Raw genomic sequence first — 19,787 nt, forward strand, 5'->3', positions numbered from 1 at the left:
CCGTTGTATTTTTTTATCTATGGTTTGTAATTGCTGTCACTATCCTATCAATGGAAGGAATGGTAGTAGCCTTATTATCTTGCGTAAGAATTGTAAAGATTAGAACTTCTCCATCTTTTGTTTGGGCATAGCCAGAAAGAGCCTTTGTATTTTTCAGACTGCCTGTCTTTGCAAATACATTTCCTGCCGCTGGGGCTGCGTTTAAGCGATAGCGAAGCGTTCCGCCAGCTAATCTGTTTGAGTTTCCTGATATCGGTAGACTCTTGTAATAAGTTTTATACCACGGCTCCTTTTGAATTAAATAAAGAAACTCGGATAATTCATTGGAAGTAAGCTTATTAGAGTATGACAATCCAGAAGCATCTTCAAAGCTCCACTTTTTACTATCCAAACCAATAGAATCGATATATTCCCTCATAACTCTTAAACCACTACCCCAGCTACCCTTCCCATACTTTACTCTTCCCATTTCCTTAGCAAGCACTTCTGCATGTGTATTATTACTTAGCTTCATATATGGAATCATTAAGTTCTTTAAAGGCATAGACCGACGTGAAGCAAGCACCTTTACATTCTTCGGAGCCTTCCCAGGACTAATAATCGGATATGTAACAAATTTTATCCCCTTGTCCGTTAACGCACGCTTAAAAATATCTAAAGCATACATAGTAGGATCCGTGACAGATATCCATTCTTTTTTTCCAGCTGTTCCGATTGGTGCGTTTCCAGTAATAATAACTTGATTGGTTCCAACCTTCCTGGTTATCTTCAGTGTGTTTTTACTGCCTCTTGGGACTGTTTTAGATAGATTTTTTACCTTTAACACCCCTGTTTTTGGTGTTAGTTTTACTTGCGTGGGCTTGCCATTTGAAGAAGGCTTCGCTTCTACTATCACTGATCCAGCATCATAGTCAGCATTTGGAGAAACAGTCAGAGCGGAAATTGGGGCAGCGTAATAATAAGGCTCGTCCTCTGGTAAAATTCCTGCAGATAACCGAACATTATCATACCAAGTATCATCTCCATAGAGATTACCACTTATCTTTTTTATCCCTCTGTTGCTGAGAGCTGTAGCAAAACTATCAAAGCTACTTTTTAATAAGGTAGGATCTCCATGACCCTTCACGTATAAATTTCCTTTTAATACCCCTTTTTCAATTTTCCCATCTGTGGAAACTGTAGTGGAGAAACGGTAATTCTCTCCTAATGTCTCTAGCGCCGCTGCACCGGTAAGCAACTTCATGGTCGATGCCGGCGTGACTCCTCTGTCAGCATAATATTTATAAATTACTTTTCCATCTGACGCTTTTCGAATAGTAATACTGGAAGTAGCATTTTTCATTCTGCTGTCAGATAGGACAATATCAATCTGGCGTTTCAGACTGGTATAGGAGGACGCTGCCTCCACGGGCTCCTGAGTTGGAATAAATATGGAACTACTAACCATAAATACAGCTATCAAGCTTACTATTGCCTTTCTCCAATTTTTCACTTTTCATACCTCCTGATGGAAATTTTTTCTTTCCGTTAGTTTAACATGTAAAATATCAGAAAAAATAATCGAAACAGAAATATTGACAGAAACCGTTCTATTTTCCTATCAGGAGGCACTAATTACAAAGCTTTTAAAGGAGAAAGAGCTTTTGTCGTGTCTAAATATATAAATGAATCGTACCTATCACTAATTTTAGATGGAACGTAATTTCTAAAGGCTTCTACATCCGGACGATATACGACACCGATTGCTCGGTGGCCAATCCAATCATTAAAAATAAGATGATTGTCCGGATGAAATATTAACAGTTTATCCGCAGACCCAGCTCGATGAAGGATATCCTCCCAGGAATTCTCCTTGGCAGGTGGTACAGTCATTGTCTTATAAGGAGCACCCCATTCTTCTGACGCGATAACTGTCCCTTCATATGTTCCAAAGCCTATTGCAAAGACATCCTCTTTTCTGTTCTGTTGGCGAAGGATTTGGCCAACATTTATCATGCCTGCTGGTCCCATATCCGTTGCAGATGCATCTCCAATATGAGAGTTATGCTCCCAAACGATGATTTTTGCATCTTTCCCGTGATAATCCATTACTTCGTTAATCATTTCTACCATGTGCTCATCTCGAATATTCCAAGAATGCTCATCGCTTGAAACCATCTTCCGATAATACTCTTCTGCATTACGAGCAACCAACGCATTTATTTTCACATTCAAGTCAGCTTCCTCTTCAGCAGTAAAATTGTCCTCATGTGCCCGTATAGTCTTAAGAAGCTTGACTACTTCATCTACACATGCTTCCGTAATATTTAAAGAAGAAAAGGCGTATGTCTCAGGATGGCGATTGAATGGTTCGAAACAGGAAAGCGCTCTTTTTGCATATTCTAGCTCTATCCCACTTGGGTCAGTTCTTCTAAGAAAGCTTATGACTTCCTCTAGTGACTCCCAAAGACTATATACATCGATTCCATAGAAGCCCACTTTTTTATGTTTATTTTTTTGATTGAACTGCTGAAGCCAATCTACCAGTTGTTCGATTTCTTCATTTGCCCACATCCAAGCGGGCCATCTCTCAAAAGCCTGTAGTACCTGTTTGGCTGACTTTGAATCGTTGTCATAGCCTTTTATGAATTTATTCACACGTTGACTGGCTGGCCAATCTCCTTCAACGGCAATTAAGTGAAATCCCTTTTCCTCAATTAACCGTTTAGAAAGCTCTGCTCTTGTGGTATAAAACTCTGAGGTGCCATGACTTGCCTCACCAAGCAGTACTATATGGGCATCTCCAATTGCGTCTAAAAGGGGAGTTAAATCCTCGCTGTTCCGCAAAGGGTATGCATATTGTTGGACTGCATCTATTACATGCTTCATGTTTTTCACTCCTTTTTCAATAGGTTGAGATAATGATGGCTTTTTATTCCTCTTATTAATCTAATCTGCAGAAGCAGAGACTGGAACAATAAATGAGAAGCTTTTTTACATATGATTAGAATCATATGTGCCTAATTTTGAGAATCTAGTTTCTTCGCTGTATCGGCCAACAGGATGTTGATCAGGAAAATGTTGTCATACGACGTGACGATCTAGTTTTCCATCCTCATGGTAAGCCAGCACCCAGTTCTTACAAGAGTGGCCGATTTTACTCATATCACTAGAGTTACTTACTAAAAATCAATGTAAAACAATAAATACAAAAGCACATAATCCCTCAAAAAGGTTTTTCCCGGCCAACCAAAAAAGTATTGGCAATTTTGATTCAAATTGGTAAGATAGGTAAAATGAAAAGCGATGATGAGAAGAGTAAGCACTCCAATCCTTCCAAGAGAGTTCCGGTAGCTGAAAAGGAACAAGGAAACGTTTGCCGAAGCAAGTCTCTGAGCTGCACATAGGATTAATTCTTATGATTATGTGCCAGGAGCTCCTGTTATAGAGCTAGAGTATCTTTGTACTCGAAAAGGTGTTGCTGGCGACAGCAGCACAAACTGGGGTGGCACCACGACATGTTAATCTCGTCCCCAAGACAATAGTCTTGGGGGTGGGATTTTTTATTTTTACTTAATAATCATGTCGGAGGGATTGCCATGTTGAATAGTACATCTTGGAAAAAGCCTGCAATATATCTTACCTCAGTTGGTATAGCAAACATTGGAGGCTGGATTTACTTACTCGCATTAAATTTACTTATATTAGAGAGAACGGGTTCTATACTTGCAGTTGCTGGCTTGTACATGATTAAGCCTTTTGCTAGTATGCTTACTAGTCTTTGGGCTGGCTCTATAATTGATCGAATTTCTATAAAATATTTAATGATTACTTTAGAGGTTGTTAGAGCAATCCTTGTATGCTTTCTTTTGTTGGTAGACTCACTCATCACTGTCTATTTGATTGTCCTATTTATACAAATTGCTTCTGCCGTTTTTGATACCTCAGCTTTTACTTATATGACAAAGCTGATTAGTGTAGAAAAACGAATGAGATTCAATGCACTTCTAAGCTTTGTTCAATCCGGTGCGTTTGTAACTGGACCGTTAGTAGCCGGTTTGTTATTTCTTTCTCTATCACTCGAAATGTCTCTCCTTGTGAATGTCATTATTTTTCTGGTAAGTGGGGCACTTCTTATACCCTTGCCCAATTTACGTGGAAATGAAACTTCTTCTCTAGCGCAGCTATCTATAGGAAGTCTTGTGGAGGATTGGAGAATAATTTGGAGATTCAGTTTAAAAGCTCTTCCCTTTTTATTCATTTACATGGCTTTTCAAGGGGTTATGCTTCTTACTGCAGCAATCGATTCCTTAGAGGTGGCCTTTGCTAAGGAAGTTTTGTACTTATCGGATGCCTCTTATGGTACTTTGGTAAGCATAGCGGGAGTGGGGTATCTTCTCGGTGCAATAAGCTTAAATCTAATTGTTCACCGACTTAACGCTAATCAACTTATGGTCTTTGGCACCTTTTTTATCTCGATTGGATACTTAATTTATAGCTTTTCCACCACCTATTTTGCAGCTAGCATCGGTTTTTTCACCCTTTCCTTTTTTCTCTCACTTGCAAGCACTGGTTTTTTAACCTTTATACAAGATAAAATACCAGAGGAAATGCTAGGAAGGATTACAAACCTATATAATGGAATATCTAGTATCATTCAAATTCTTGCTATCGTTTTATTAAGCACCTTTGCTCATTATTTTTCTATTAGAACTGCTGTTATGATTGGTGCGATATGCATGCTATTCACTACTCTTTTAATTGGAAAGTATGCACTACGGGCTAGATTGTCAGCTCCTAGGGCATATTAATAAAAAGGAGAGGCTTCATGATTGTGAGCTGCCTCTCCTTTTCATATCATTTGAATAACCGACGAAACATAAAATAATAAGATGAATGATGTGGTCTATCGTGTAAAACACACAAATTTTTACAAATCTACAAAGAGTGCTACGATAGTGGTAATATCCCCACGAGCATGAAAGCAAAGGAAAATAGGTGACGCATGAGAAAACGATGGATTATCTTAATAGGAGTAATTTTAGTCTCGCTGTTTGCTTTGACTAATCAAGAGCTCATAAAAATACTTTGGAGTGGAGATGTAGAAGCAGCAGAGAATTATTTAGATCGAAATGTTGGATATGCATTATTCTTTATGGCATTAGTAATGATTATCCAGAATTCCTTCACTGTATTTCCATTGATTTTAGTTATCACTATAAACATTGCACTTTTCGGCTTTGTGAACGGCTTTTTATGGAGCTGGTTTACTAGTATTATTGCATCCGTTATTGTCTTTTATAATGTCCGCTACATTTTTCAGCAAATTTTCCTTAAAAGAGTAAACGAAGAGCTAATAAAAAAGGTAGATGCAAATGGCTTTGCCTATGTATTTCAAGCTAGACTCTTTCCTTTCGTTCCTACTAGCCTTGTCAATATACTCGCCGGTCTTAGCACAATGAAAATAGCTCCCTTTACACTGGCTACTATAGTAGGAAATTTTATTTACTTCTTTATTTTAGCGCTCATTCCAGCTGGAATATTATCTTCTGAGCTAGATGAGTATGTCATTTTAGGAATCATTTTTTTATCGGTAATAGGCTACTATCTATATAAACGGTTGATCCATCGAAGAAAAACAGCTATAAATTCGGAAAACAAATAATCTAATCATATATAGAGGTGAATACGATTGAAAATCGCCATTCTTACTGATATACATGGGAACCAGCTAGCCCTAGAAGCAGTATTAAAGAAAATTGATCAAATGAAAAACGTACAAGAAATTTGGGTTCTTGGAGATATGATTGCTATGGGACCCGACACGAACGAAGTGTTAAATACCCTTTTCTCAAGAAAAGATGTAAAAATAATAACCGGCAATCACGATGAAGCAATCTTATCTCTTCTTTCTAAGGAGGGTCATCCAGAAAGCTATCGGCATACAAGAGAACACCATAAATGGATTGCGAACCAGCTTACCGAAGAAAACCAAACACGACTTCAAGCATTGCCAAGAGTTATTCAAAGAACAATTGGCTCTACCCGTATCATCGGTATTCACTACCATATAGAAGAGGATAAACGCTCAGCCCATATTAAAGATGAACCTTTTTTCTCTATTCAGGAAGCCACGCTAGAGAATATGGAAAAATTGTTCGGAGATTATCCGGCAGATATTATTTGCTTTGGACATCATCATCCTGAGCACTTCTTTATTCATAGAGGAAAAACTTATCTGAATCCTGGGGCATTAGGTGTATCAAAGGATAATAGAGCACCATTTGCCGTGATTGACTTTAGCCAGAATCACCCGATTCCGGAGATTCATCATGCGATTTATGATAAAGCAGCTTTCCTACAGAGATTAGAGGATTTAAAGGTTCCACAACGAGAAATATTACGGAAGCTATTTTTTGTTGGAGAATAAATAGAAATACATACAAAAAGCAGGAGAGTTTTTTTAAAAAAATCACTCCTGCTTTTATAAATTCTAATACTTTTCAAACAGCTTCTTCACTATATAATAGGACTGCTTTAAGCGCTCTGTTGATTGGGGAGTATCCCAGTTATCCCAAGTATAAGACTTCATTGGAGGGAGAATATTCTCTTCCATGCTTGGATAGGAATCTACCACCTCTCCCCTTTCATTCACAAACAGGGCACCTATAAAAATCTCTTCCACAAACTTGCTGGCTTCTATCCCATCTCTATATAGATCTCCTGTAAACTCTTTTTGACTAGGATCCTTTGCTCGTATCAAGAGCCACGGAAGACGTAATTCAATACCATTTTCTCCAATATAATAATCTGCAAGAGAATCGTAATCCTCGTGAGCAGGATTCCCATTGCCCTCTTTTAGTTTACCTGCCTCATATGCCTCAAATGGCAAGGTTTGTTTTTGCTGAGGTAAATACAGTTCCTTATTTAAAGCATATCGTTCTTGCGTGAATTCCCCACTGTTGTTCGTAGGGGTCTTTGGCTTCGGTTTCAGCATATTAAGCTGATGCCCATATTGGTACGTAAAGAAGTCATAGTAGCGATCAACAAGCACTCTTGAGTCTTCTCCATTAATTGGAACAATGAATTCTAGCCCATTGGATAGTGTTAGTCCTTTTATGTCACTAATCGTCTCATTTCCTTGATCAGGAACCACGTCTAACAGAAACATCGGATACCCTGCTTGGTCTACATCATAGTCCAAGCGTATATAGAGATACCTTTCATCATGGTCCACATACAGCCCATTTAGAGCAGAGCCACCTTGATATATCGACTCCACACTCCAATCCTCTAGACTTCCGTCTACCTGGACCTTGTGACGATCAAAGCTCAGTAGACCAAACTGCTGTTCATTGGTTTGCGCATTAGACCAGTAAGGACGTCTATCGGGGTTATCATAATCCACCGTATTCCATGTTCTCTTAAACCACTCATCCTGCCAGGTGAAGATTAGACCACCCAATAAGTTCTCTGCCAGTATGTCTTCAAATAGACGAGAAACAATCTGTCCTTGCTCTTTTTCAGATAGAAAGCCTTGGTTCCAGCCAAAAGGATTCCGATGCGTAAGACCCCTAGATGCCGGCACTCCAAATTCCGCTATGAGGATCGGTAGGCGGTGAGCTGCGTGAAGCTCTTGCAAATACGCTGCATAGCTGTTATTTTCACCACGATGATCCTTAAAGGTCTGATACGCTTCCTCATAGTTAAAGAAGTCAGGATAGTACGGGTAGACGTGATAAGAAGCGAATTGCTCGGGTATCGTCATTTCGTTTTTCGTATAAATGACATTTGGATCAACACTTACTAAGTCCTCTTGCTCAGCAGGTTCAGCTGGATGATCCAATAAATCTGTTGTCACCCAATTTGTAAAGCTCATTGGTCTAATCCAGTTATATTTATCCTTTTCATACTTCGTTATATAATCCATTTGCTGAGCTAACCAGTGCTCAAATGCCTGTGCATCTTTTGTCTCAAAATATTCACCAGTATAATCACCTAGTTCGGGATACTTCTTATTTGTTTGTAACACCATTTCTGGATACCATTCAATTCCTAAAACCCAGCCTACCACGTATGGCGATATATCTGCATTATAAACTCCAGAGGCATGTCCCGGGTTCGCTTGGACTGTCTTGTTTCCATGAATCACATCAACAATTGTCTTCATTTCCTTTTGAAAATCCTGTAGGTTTTCTTTTTCAAATGCGTCTAAACTCTCTACTAGCTTCTCTTCATTCATCCAAACTCCATGCAAAACATATATTTTATTGTCATGCTCCTCATTATACTGCTTTAATGCTTTATAAAAGCCTGGTGGGTGCAATGTATATACCCTGATCATATTCGCATTCATTTCCCCGATATATGTAAACCAGCGATAATACTCCTCTTCTGTGATAGCAGCTTCTCCAGGAAAATAACTGGGTTTCCCCATTCCTAGGTTTACCCCTTTGACAGTGATAGGCTTCCATTCTCCTTTCTCCCATATTTCAAAGGAATTTTCCTTTATTCTTGCATTGTACTGTAGTTCCTGGCTCATCTTACTCTCCTCTGCCTTTGGAAGCCCATCTAATATCACCTTCATCATTGGGACATAGGTTGACCAGTAAAAGGCATTATCTGAATATCTCTCCAGCAGCCTATATAGACTTGCCAGTCCTTTCACCTGATAAAACTCAGGGACACTTGCAACATCATTAAAATCTCCTGCAAAGTAATAGCTGATCGATGTTGCATGTGCTCTTTCAAAAACAGCAGCAAACTCCAATGGGATACCTTCGTCGTATAGCAACTGCTTGCCTTGTTCTGTAAGACTCCAATCGTAGGTAGCTAGTATTTCGGTACCTCCTTCAGGCAATACAATATCAAACCAATATTTATAGTCAGGGCTTTCTTCTAACCCAAAACGATCCTTACCTTCTTTTGTAAAGGATAGACGTATTCCGTTATCTTTCAGATGTTTTTCCTCTAGTACGACGATACGATTGGATTCATTCTGCACTAAGACAAACCCTTCTCCACTAAAATCCCAGCTTCCCTCATATCCTTCAAGCATCCAATCCGGAAACTCTTCATTTTCTTTAGGATCTAGCTCCTCAAAATACCGTCCAGTCCAGCCAGTCCAAGTAAGACCCAAATAGTCCTCTACTTGCTTTCTCACTTGACTGTTAGTAGGAGAAGCAAAGGTATTGAATTCTGCAACTAGGATGCTAGGTGCTTGATCACTTAAACGTGAAACAATATGGTTCCATTCTTTTGTCTCCAAGCCACCAGCCACTTTTTGAGATTGTTCCCCGTAAACACCGTACGTATCTGCTAGATAGATTACATCATAGCCAGAATAATCTGTAGGAAGCTCTCTTTGCTCCCTGTCTGGATGGTAGCCATAATAATCGGTAGAAGCTTTATATTCCTCGCCATTGTTTGTATACCTCAAATGATTTAATAGCCAAGTAATACCTAAATGCTCCCGGTAGCTCTCATCTGGTACCGTCTTATCAATAATTGCTACCTTTAAATCCTTCCCTTGGTCTAGAAACCAAAGCAATACAGGGGCAATTAGCAGGAGAACAAGAACAACTCCTACAAGATAAAACTTCTTCATCGCTGCAACTCCTTCTGGGAAAGCCCTTTTCTTTGCATCGTTCCCCATACATTTTTTCCAAGTAGGAAGTGAAGGAAGCCTTCACATCGCCAGATTAATGTTAACGGCTTGTACCAAAAAATTTCGGTTAATGCTAGAATGATTAGCCGTATAACATCTCGAATTCTCGGAAATGTTCTTGTACTCCATGCTTCCAACAAAATTGCCATGGCAGAAAATATAGCACCGTATATGACAAATAAAAGAGTTAACAGAATGGCTAGCTCAAAATAAACGCTGCCCATAAAAAATGCGACAATAATATACATATACCCTAATAGCTCTATAACGGGGCCAAAGCATTCTACCAGCCAAAAGTAAGGAAAAGAGACCATCCCAATTCCTCCATACTTAGGATTCAGTGTCATCTTTCGATACTTCCATAGACTTGTAATAAGTCCTTGATGCCACCTTCTTCTCTGCTTTCTGAGCGTACTTAAATCCTGCGGAGCCTCTGTCCAGCAGACTGGATCTGGTACAAACTCTATTCGGTTTTTCGATCTCTTTTCCTTAAGCAGTTTATGAAGCTTTACTACTAGCTCCATATCTTCCCCGATATTATGCTTTGTGTAGCCTCCAGCATCCACTACCCATTTTTTAGAGAACACACTAAAGGCCCCTGAAATAATTAGCACCAAATTGAATTTACTTAATGCAATACGTCCCATAAGAAATGCTCTTAAATATTCCACTACTTGCATGACAACTAAGTAATTCGATGAGAGCCCTGTTTTAAATATACTGCCAAGCTGTATATCTGAGCCATTGGCTATTCGAATATTTCCCCCTGCGGCAATCACGTTTCCATTGGAAAGAATAATTGGCTTCATCACTCTTAAAAGAGAGGTTTCTTCTAAAATGGAGTCTCCGTCTATTGAGCAGAAATAAGGATACTTTGCCACATTAATACCTGCATTTAGCGCATCTGCCTTTCCCCCATTTTGTTTATTTACCAAAAGGAGATTTGGGTGGATATCCGATATATAAATATCTTCAATAGGCTCTGTAGGAATTTGCTCACGAATGACTTTATTCACCTTTTTCATCTTGAATTGTTCTATCACCAATGAAGAGGTGTTATCTGTAGAACCATCGTTAATTACCAAAAGCTCTGTAACTGGGTAGCGCAGGCTCAATAGGGAATGAATGCTTTCGATAACTCCGGCCTCCTCATTGTATGCCGGGACAATGATAGACACCGGCTTCGAATAGATTGCATCTATATAGTCATCGTCTAATTCTTCCTTATCCAGCTTCGACTGCTTCTTCAGCTGTAGAAATGCCATGATAAGCATCGTTCCATACGTGAAAATCACTGCAATCATATAGAGAAAGATAATGGCTGCGAATAAAAGCATGCAGGTTTCTATGAATTTATCCATTTATTAAACAAGTCCTTTCCGAAGGACCTCATATGCCATATCTATTGCATATGGATCTTGGGAGGTTTTTATATATTCCTCTAAAAAATGTTTCCCTTGTTTATCCTTCATAATGGATTTTGCTGCTTGTGCTCGAACTAAAAAAACAGGATCTTCTAAGAGATCTTTTAAAAAAATTTCAGTGTGGGATAAAGGAAGGATAGATAGTAGTTTAGCCACCATTAATCTTTCCTCCCATACGTCTGATTTGGTAAACTGCGAGTAAGGGGAAAGACTCTGAATCGCTCCTATTTCAACAATAGCTTTTAGCGTTCTTACTCTAACTTCTGTGTCAGAGTTCTTTAGATTTTTCTCTAGATACGGTAAAAACTCTAATTCTTTCTTTACCCCCATTGTATCTATCAGGGAATACTGAAATGTAGGTGGCAACTCATCGAATTGCTTTACTAATATATTTAAGAGCTCAGGAGAAATGGATAATAATAGTCTCTTATACTCATATTCTGAAAGCCTGGTAAAAGAATCGAGTACCTTTTCTAAAAAAAGCGCCGGATTAAATAGAGACATAATTCTCAATAACTGAAAAAGCTCTTCTTGAGAAACTTTCTTTTCCATTAGCCTCTTACAGTCATCTTGTAGCTTAGTTATTTGGAAATCCTCTATCCGAAACATGGCATTCATTCTATTGCTCCAGCTTCTACTTTTTAACTGTTTTCGATAATGATCATATAAATAGTCATTGGAAAAAGAACTTATATTCTTTTGAATAGAATCATTAGATAAATTTTTTAAATACGCAACGAAGATTTCCTCAATACCAGCTATCTCTTCTTTACTAGTGGGAAGAAGGGTAGGTGTTAATGGTCTATTTTCTACCAAGTAATCCTTCCAAGCTTCTATTGTCCTTGAAATATATGCTTCTCTTATAGTTAACTTTTTTACTTGTTTCCATCTTCTATAAGCTAGATAAAGTCCGATTCCAATTAATAGGAGAAATAATATAATGATTACCATGGTTACTATGTATATAGTTAGTCTAATCATTGCCATAGCCTCTCAAGGGTCCTTTTCACTTGCGCTTCAAATAAACGAAGATTAAACGGCTTAGTCAAATAAATATCTACTCCTTTTTCAAAAGCATATACCATATCCTCCTCTGACTTTCTCTTCGTCATCATAAATACGACGAACCTTTTATGGTTTGGGAGCCCCCTTATGGTATGCAAAATTTCCACGCCATTTTTCTTAGGCAAAATATCATTCATAATAATTAGATGTATATGGCTAGACTGATACCATCCAGATTGGAGAAACTCATACCCATCTGAAAATGTTCTAATGTCTAAATCAAAGGGCGAAAAAGACAATTTTTCTAATGACGAGTTTAATAGATGCTGAAAAATGGTATCGTCCTCTAGAAGGCTGACCTTAATAAGCTGCCTTTCTTTTTTCTTGAAAATATCTACTCTCTCGATAGTCCAATTGCCTTTCTCTTTTGCAAGGGTTAAGCTGCGTTTGCCAGCGTCTAGTAATTCTTCGAGTTCCGTTTTATTGTTTCCTATCTCTATTACGCAGCCAGACATCCTGACCGCAGAATCCTCCATTCCCTTAAATAATCTTGTCATGAAAGCTACCGCCTCTTCTTCTCCACTTCCTGGAAGGATTAGGCACCATTCAGAAGTCGACTCCAACTGGAACAGAAAATCTGTCTTTCTAATTTTCTGGGCTAAATATGCTTGCAAATCCTCTAATTCACCTCGCTTATCAAAGGAGGCTATTAAAAAAACGGCCGTAATAGTAGATCTAGCACGTACCACATTCGCTTTTAATACATCAAAGAATTGAATGATCTGTTGCTTACTATCTAATGCTTGTTCTTTTAGAGAAAGTATCATCCTACTCGCCCCTTTTCTGACCAGATTAACTATTTATTAACCTCTTACCCCTTTTCGCATTATCTATAAACAAAATTTTACAACTCTTTTCATTTTTTAATGCAATTGGAAGAGTCATAACTATTTTATGTAGTAAAAAAGACTGAAGGAAATTCACATACAAATGAATTTCCTTCAGTCTAAGCTACCTTTATTTTTCATTATAAAACGTACGAGGAATCGGACCAATCGTTCTCTTATGGTATAGCAGAGGATTTTTAGCTTGATTATCAATATCTATTACTTCACCAATGATAATAGTATGGTCTCCCGCTTCTACTCGTTCATATACCTTGCATTGTAGGACAGCCAGACTGCCCCTAAGTATTGGTAACGAGTGCACAGACTCACTCCATGTACAATGGTCAAACCGATTCTCTACTCTACTAGAAAATAGCTGGCAAATATCACCTTGTTCTTCAGACAAGATATTAACAGCGAACCGTTCAGCCTTTTGAAAAGCATCATAGGAATATCCCCGTTTGTCAATTGACCACAGGATTAGTAAGGGCTCTAAAGAAACGGAGGCAAAAGAATTTACCGTTAGTCCTATCGGCTCTCCATTTTGATCCATAGTGGTAACTACTGTAACGCCTGTAGGGTAATTACCCATTACTTGCTTAAATTCATCTATTCTATTCCTTCCAGAATCCATCCCGAATCGCCTCCTTCTTTATTCTTTTATCATATCAAACCATTCGTGAATCGGTCACTCAATTACTTTCCTTTTGTTTAAATACCGTACAAGAAGGGTAAATATAAAGTGAAGAATAAAAAATGGAGGGGTTTTTATGACAGTAAAATTAACTGTAGAAAACGCAGTACAGGCTAAACAAGAGGTAGAACGTTTAGAAGCTGAAGGATATTCAAGAGACCACATCCACATTTTTGCTCACTTTAAAGAGCGAGCAGATGATATCAACGATGCCTTAGACACAAAGGATGTCGGCATAAAGGAACAAGGCTTCTTAAATTCCATGAAAAATATGTTTACTTCTCGTGGTGATGAGCTTCGAAGTAAAATGGTTGCAATTGGCTTAACAACTCAAGAAGCAGAAGCTGCAGAAAAAGAGCTAGATAAAGGGAAACTGATTATCGTAGCTCATAAAAAAGACTAATACGTAGCTCCATCTAGTAGGTCTCATAACAGGAGCAAAAAATTAGGAACGAAAGAAAAGGGATTGTCTCATAAGTTTTCAACTTATGGTACAGCCCCTTTTTGCTATGTTGCACAGCTCCTGAAGTGTTCGCAAAGATTCCCTCTCAAGATCACTTTTCAGACAACCCCTTTTTTCCTACTTCTTTTTTTAGCATCCCTTACCTTCGATTGAGTCTCGTACTTGTTTCATCAGTTTCCTCTGTGCTTTCACTTGTTCTCGTGCAATCTTTACCAAATTCGCTTTATTAGTATCTTTTGATTCTGATATAATGGACATCTCCTTTGGTATTCTTCATTCTACTGAGCAGTAAACCTGCTTTTTGTAACATTATGCGATAATTCTACGGTATGTTCCTCGTCTTTTTTGTTAGATGTCTCAAAAACAAATTTACTTTTCTCTTCCTTTCATTCAAACTATAATAAAGAATATACGTTCGGAAAATTCCTAGCATAATATTTGCAATCCATACATGGGGTGATGAATTGAAACCAGTAATTTTAGCTGAAAAACCTAGTCAAGCCAAGGCCTATGCGGACGCATTCAAAGTAAAAAAACATGACGGTTTCCTAGAAATTTTGCCAAATGAAATTTTCCCTGAAGGTGCTTATATTACATGGGGAATTGGTCATTTAGTGGAGTTAAAAGAGCCGAAAGCCTATGATCCTAAATGGAATCGCTGGACCTTATCTAGCCTTCCAATCTTGCCAGAAAAGTATGAATTCCAAGTTGCAAAAGGCAAGTACAAGCAATTTAACATAGTAAAAAATCTGTTTAAATCAACAGATACCCTTATTAATGGATGTGATGTAGACCGTGAAGGCTCTAATATTTTTTATAGTATCTATCATCAAACCGGTACACGAGGTCACCATATAAAAAGGCTATGGATTAACTCATTAGAGGTAGAAGAAGTACGTAAAGGCTTTGCCAACCTAATGAACAACAAAAAAGATTTACAAATGTATGAAGAGGCGAAAGCAAGACAAATAAGTGATTGGTTGGTTGGTATGAATGCGTCTCGCCTCTACTCACTACTCTTAAAAGAAAAGGGCGTAAAGGATGTATTTCCGATAGGACGAGTACAATCTCCCACACTTTTTCTTATCTATCAGAGACAGCTTGAAATAGAACAATTTGTATCAGAACCATTTTTTGAGGTGGAAGCAACATTCACAAGTAGCAATGGAAGCTATAAAGGGAAAGCAAAAGCAAAGGAACCTAAAAGAGAAATAATCCTGGAGCTATTACAAAAGCATCACATACAACCTAATTCTCCTGGGGATATCACTTCCTTAAAAACCGAGGATAAGCGTATAGCACCCCCACAGCTACATTCTCTTTCAACCTTGCAGGCTACCGCCAACCGCTTGTGGAAGACGAGTCCTGCCAATGTTCTGAAAGCAATGCAATCGCTGTACGAGAAAAAGCTGGTGAGCTATCCAAGAACAGATTCTCGTCATATTACAACGAACGAGTTCGCTTATATTGCTGGGCAAGTAGAAAAGTATCAAGAAGTAATTCAACATCCCTTTCCTATTGCCTCTAGCTACCCTAAAAAAAGATATGTGGATAACTCCAAAGTACAAGAGCACTATGCTATTATTCCAACAAAAAAAATTCCTACCCCATCTACCTTAAGCAAGCTTTCTCCTTTAGAAAGAAATTTGTATGAAGAAGTGGTCCGTACGACTATCGCTATGTTTCATAGAGATTATTTTTATACGGAAACAAAGGTCACGACAGAAGTAAATGGGCTACCCTTTTACACGATTGGGAAAACAGAACGGGATTTAGGCTGGAAGGAATTATTCCAAGCTAGCAAGTCAGATAAAAAAGAAGAAAATAAACTTCCCATTTTACATCTTCATGAAAATGTGGAAGGTGAAATCGGAATAAAGGAAGGGAAAACTGTTCCCCCTAAACCATACACAGAGGGACAGTTAATCGCTATGATGAAAACCTGTGGCAAGCTTGTGGAGGATAAAGAAGAAAATGAAATTCTAAAAGAGGTAGAAGGCCTAGGAACGGAGGCTACAAGAAGCGGTATAATCGAAACGATCAAGCGTCATGGTTACATCCAGGTAAATAAAAACATTGTATCCATCACCAATAAGGGAAGGGTGCTCTGTCAGTCAATAGAAGGCAATCTACTTTCAAGTCCTTCCATGACCGCTAAATGGGAAAACTATCTACGAAAAATCGGTAATGGCGAAGGCTCTTCCGAACGTTTTTTAGAAAGCATCTCAAAGTTTATTAACAGTCTGTTGCAAGAAGCTCCTAGTGCGATTAAGTCAAAGGATATTGATGGAAGCACTGTGCCAGTTAAAACCTCATCAAAATATACAAAATTTAAACAAGAGCCAATCGCACCTTGTCCAAAATGTAAGGAAGGCTCAATTGTTGCTAGGAAAAACTTTTATGGATGCACCAACTATAAAAACGGCTGTACGCAAACCTTCAACGGCTTCTTTTTAAAGAAGAAAATTACTCCTTCCCAAATTAAGCTGCTTTGCACAAAAGGAAACACCAACACAATAAAAGGCTTTGTAGCAGAAAACGGCCAAACCTTTGACGCTAAGCTAATCCTAGAAGAAGGGAAATTAAAACTAGACTTTAAATAATTTGGTTCTTCACCGTAACTTGGGGTTGATTTCCGTTTTGGCTGGACGCTTTCCTGGGGGCGCGGCTTCAGGAGAACATCCTGTTGGCCTGCGGAAAGCCTCCGATGCAGCGGAGGACCTGAGTCCCATGTATTAATCCGAAGAAAGAGGTTGGACGAATTCCATTTCTTTCTTGATGAGTTAAATCCTTTTTATAATCTCTTAATCAACATTTAAACTTAGAAGGCAACACTATTGGTTCGTAGCAGCGTCGGCGACTCCAACAGGAGGAGGGAGACGGGTGAGCCATAGCAACGGCACGCTTTAGCGTTCGGCTATGGCTCACCTGTGGGGAGGGAAAACTAAGAACGTCACATCGTGTGACAACGTTTTCCTGACCAACATCCTGTTGGCCTCCGACGCTGCGGAGAACCTTAAGAATCTCCAAAATAAGAATGCACTTATAATTCCTATCCTATGACAGTGCCATAAGCTCTTCTCCTTCGATTTTGACCCAGCCTCATTGTTTATCCCTTATCATTCAAACGGATATGGATAGACTACCTGCCCTTTTCTCCCTTTCGTCACGACTGCTTGAGATAGCGAATTTAAAATAGCCTCCTCTATAACCTCCGTTGCCGCCTGAAAAATGCTATTCATGATTGGGTGATCGTCTCTAAGCTCCTGTCGAGTCTCTACCATTTCACTGGAATTATGAGGAATTTTATGAGCAGTAGAAAAAGCAATAACAATATCTCCGCTCCCATTACTATAGTGACTCCCAGTTCGACCTAACCCGACCCCACATCTTTTAGCTACTCGTTTTAGCTGTCTATTACTAAGCGGGGCATCCGTGCCAATTACCATCATGATAGAGCCATCTGCCGGATTTTTAACGGTAGGTGTTTCATTCGCCTTATTTGATTCATAACGATAATCAAAAAACTCTTCCTTCTTCCCAAAGTTACTTACAATCAGGCAGCCCATAGTAAAAGACGTTCCGCTCTTTTCATCCTGAATTATTCGGGATGAAGACCCCACGCCCCCTTTATAGCCAAAGCACACCATTCCCTTACCAGCCCCTACAGCTCCTTCCTCAGAGACATCTGTAGAAGCACGCTTAATTGCCTCTATTGCATGCTGGGGTTCTACTGGAAGTGAACGAATAGAATTTAAGTGACTATCATTGCATTCGCCAACCACTAAATTAATTGTCCCAGTGGTCTCACCTATATCACTGTTTTGTTCTAGCATGTATTGAAGAGTTCCTTGTGTCACTGCTGATATCGCAAAAGTATTTGTAAGCATAATTGGCGCTTCAATGACTCCCAGCTCGTCAACTTGTACCAATCCCGTCGTTTTACCAAAGCCATTTAACACATGACCAGCAGCAATTACTTTGTTAGCAAACAAATTATCTCCATGCGGTAGAATGGCCGTTACTCCTGTACAAGCATACTCATCATTCGGAAGAGGATAATCTAAAGTAACATGTCCAACCATCACCCCCGGGATATCCGTTATACAACTTTTCTTTCCAGGCTGTAATCTACCAATTTGTACTCCACGCTCGCGAATTTTCATCGGTTCCATTTTTTATTATCCCCTAACGTAAGATACTTCTTTCCACCTTTTTAGTAATGCATCCTCTATAAACTCAGGTTTACAAGCATATATACGAATTACGTCCTTTATTTCCTCCGGAAGATATCTCTCATTTCTATTATTAGCAAGGTCAGGATAGCCAGAACCTCGGTGGAGGTAATCAGAGCTTGCAACAGAATACCAGTGCTCAGGATCTAAGAGCTTTTCATTAATAAAGACTTCCTTAATAGTTGTTCCACTATAAAGTATTTCCATTCCGGAAACATGCAGTCTTCCTGCAAATTTTCCACGAAACCCAGCCCCTCTTCCTTCTGCAAGGCAGACTTGATCGTCTAAGGATTGTTCTAATGCTGCTAATAGATGTTTCCCTTGAATTTCAAAGTAAGTCGGATTTAAAGGAGAAGGACAAGTTTCTATTAACTTCTTCCGAGAAACATATCGGAAAATACCATTGTTACATATTCCACTATTAATCAACCCAATATCTGTATCTAACATATCTCTCAACCCAGAGGCTATGAGGTTAGAAAGCGGGTTCTCTTCTACTACATCGTGCCAAAGCGGCTGTTCAATTGTGTATAAGGGTTTGCTTAACACCTGAATAGCCTTCTCTTTATTCATTTTTAAAATCGAAACAATTTCTTGATCCTCCAGCTCATCATTCGTTGAGATTGTTTCCGAATGAAGCAATGTAGTCTTTCCGTCTACTATCTCTACTTCTACTATCCCTACATGCTCTCCATAATTTCCTGCACTATTCATAATTGTTCCGTTTACAAGCTTTGCTTTAGGATATAGCTTATGGTCATGAGCAGAGATGATGATATCTATCTCATCTATTTCCTCTGCAAGTGGCTCATCAGCAAATGTTCCAACGTGATTTAATAGCATACAAAGGTCATAGGACCCCTTTCGGCTCTCTATTTCCTCTTTTATCGCAGCTGTATAATCCGTTATTTGTAGTCCGAGACCCTCACTAAACTCACCGAGATTTGGAGAAGAACCTGTAATCAGTATTCGCAATCCATTTTTAACTATTACAACGCTTTTACAAACACCATTTATCGCCGTGCCATCCTTCTTAAAGATATTATTGCTGATAAAAGAAATCTTACTCGTACTCGCCATATGTTCTAATGTATCAATTCCGTTAAACATTTCATTGTTGCCAATCGTGATAGCATCGTATCCTACATTTTGTAATAGCTCAAGCGCTGCCACTCCCCGTGTGCCCTGTAGCTCTATACTTTTAAAATCTGCAAAATCTCCACCATCTAAAATGATAGAGTTATCATCCTTCAATCTCTTAATAAGAGTTGCTGCCTTCTTAAAGTTTTCAAAATTACTATGTAGGTCATTTGTGTGGATAATTTTTAATTTCATCGTATCCTCCATATTTGTGTAATAAAGTGAAACTTTGATTGGTGGGGTTTTCTTTCATCCCCACCAATCATTAGTTGAACCAATCGGGCTTTTAGGGA

At 38.8% G+C, this 19,787-nt stretch carries 14 protein-coding genes and 1 other annotated feature; of the genes, 5 read left to right on the plus strand and 9 right to left on the minus strand.

Annotation, left to right across the window (positions count from 1 at the left end; genetic code table 11):
- Positions 1-13: 13 nt before the first annotated feature.
- Positions 14-1,492: a D-alanyl-D-alanine carboxypeptidase/D-alanyl-D-alanine endopeptidase gene (dacB, locus tag AC1ECF_RS12400; protein ID WP_480389740.1), complete on the minus strand. Its 1,479-nt coding sequence runs from the start codon at positions 1,490-1,492 to the stop codon at positions 14-16.
- Positions 1,493-1,614: 122 nt separating this feature from the next.
- Positions 1,615-2,868, minus strand: coding sequence for an erythromycin esterase family protein (locus tag AC1ECF_RS12405; RefSeq protein ID WP_480389741.1), 1,254 nt, complete (start codon positions 2,866-2,868; stop codon positions 1,615-1,617).
- A 408-nt stretch (positions 2,869-3,276) separates the two neighbouring features.
- Positions 3,277-3,517: a binding site (T-box leader), on the plus strand.
- 61 nt (positions 3,518-3,578) lie between these two features.
- Here AC1ECF_RS12405 and AC1ECF_RS12410 point away from each other — a divergent pair.
- The 3 genes from AC1ECF_RS12410 to AC1ECF_RS12420 all read left to right on the plus strand — a co-directional run bounded on the left by AC1ECF_RS12410 (position 3,579) and on the right by AC1ECF_RS12420 (position 6,409).
- The gene (locus tag AC1ECF_RS12410) at positions 3,579-4,790 is read left to right on the plus strand and encodes an MFS transporter (protein WP_480389742.1); all 1,212 of its coding nucleotides are present in this window, start codon (positions 3,579-3,581) and stop codon (positions 4,788-4,790) included.
- 194 nt (positions 4,791-4,984) lie between these two features.
- Positions 4,985-5,644, plus strand: coding sequence for a TVP38/TMEM64 family protein (locus AC1ECF_RS12415; protein ID WP_480389743.1), 660 nt, complete (start codon positions 4,985-4,987; stop codon positions 5,642-5,644).
- A gap of 27 nt (positions 5,645-5,671) precedes the next feature.
- A complete protein-coding gene (locus AC1ECF_RS12420; RefSeq protein WP_480389744.1) occupies positions 5,672-6,409 on the plus strand; it encodes a metallophosphoesterase family protein in 738 nt (245 codons plus the stop codon).
- Between the two features lie 63 nt (positions 6,410-6,472).
- Here the strand turns inward: AC1ECF_RS12420 and AC1ECF_RS12425 are convergent, their stop codons facing one another.
- The 5 genes from AC1ECF_RS12425 to AC1ECF_RS12445 form a co-directional block, all read right to left on the minus strand.
- A complete protein-coding gene (locus AC1ECF_RS12425; RefSeq protein ID WP_480389745.1) occupies positions 6,473-9,586 on the minus strand; it encodes a hypothetical protein in 3,114 nt (1,037 codons plus the stop codon).
- Positions 9,583-11,007, minus strand: a complete 1,425-nt coding sequence (locus AC1ECF_RS12430; protein ID WP_480389746.1) for a glycosyltransferase family 2 protein — start codon at positions 11,005-11,007, stop codon at positions 9,583-9,585. Before AC1ECF_RS12430 ends, AC1ECF_RS12425 begins: the two co-directional genes overlap by 4 nt.
- 3 nt (positions 11,008-11,010) lie before the next feature.
- Positions 11,011-12,051 (minus strand): HEAT repeat domain-containing protein, encoded by a 1,041-nt coding sequence (locus AC1ECF_RS12435; RefSeq protein ID WP_480389747.1) that lies wholly within the window; start codon positions 12,049-12,051, stop codon positions 11,011-11,013.
- Positions 12,048-12,902, minus strand: coding sequence for a response regulator transcription factor (locus tag AC1ECF_RS12440; protein ID WP_480389748.1), 855 nt, complete (start codon positions 12,900-12,902; stop codon positions 12,048-12,050). The genes AC1ECF_RS12435 and AC1ECF_RS12440 overlap by 4 nt, the downstream gene beginning before the upstream one ends.
- A 190-nt stretch (positions 12,903-13,092) precedes the next feature.
- Positions 13,093-13,596 carry a flavin reductase family protein gene (locus AC1ECF_RS12445; protein ID WP_480389749.1) on the minus strand — a complete coding sequence of 168 codons (504 nt, stop codon included), beginning with the start codon at positions 13,594-13,596 and terminating at the stop codon, positions 13,093-13,095.
- Positions 13,597-13,732: 136 nt separating this feature from the next.
- On the opposite strand from AC1ECF_RS12445, the gene AC1ECF_RS12450 reads away from it, so the two are divergent.
- Together AC1ECF_RS12450 and AC1ECF_RS12455 are read left to right on the plus strand one after the other, a co-directional pair.
- A complete protein-coding gene (locus AC1ECF_RS12450; RefSeq protein ID WP_480389750.1) occupies positions 13,733-14,059 on the plus strand; it encodes a YflT domain-containing protein in 327 nt (108 codons plus the stop codon).
- A 524-nt stretch (positions 14,060-14,583) separates the two neighbouring features.
- Positions 14,584-16,722 (plus strand): type IA DNA topoisomerase, encoded by a 2,139-nt coding sequence (locus tag AC1ECF_RS12455; RefSeq protein ID WP_480389751.1) that lies wholly within the window; start codon positions 14,584-14,586, stop codon positions 16,720-16,722.
- Between the two features lie 516 nt (positions 16,723-17,238).
- On the opposite strand, the gene AC1ECF_RS12460 is transcribed toward AC1ECF_RS12455, so the two are convergent.
- Both AC1ECF_RS12460 and AC1ECF_RS12465 read right to left on the minus strand, forming a co-directional pair.
- Positions 17,239-18,285: a DmpA family aminopeptidase gene (locus AC1ECF_RS12460; protein WP_480389754.1), complete on the minus strand. Its 1,047-nt coding sequence runs from the start codon at positions 18,283-18,285 to the stop codon at positions 17,239-17,241.
- 15 nt (positions 18,286-18,300) lie between these two features.
- Positions 18,301-19,689 (minus strand): bifunctional metallophosphatase/5'-nucleotidase, encoded by a 1,389-nt coding sequence (locus AC1ECF_RS12465; protein ID WP_480389752.1) that lies wholly within the window; start codon positions 19,687-19,689, stop codon positions 18,301-18,303.
- Between the last annotated feature and the right edge of the window lie 98 nt (positions 19,690-19,787).

The organism is Psychrobacillus sp. Z3-81, from assembly GCF_056620325.1.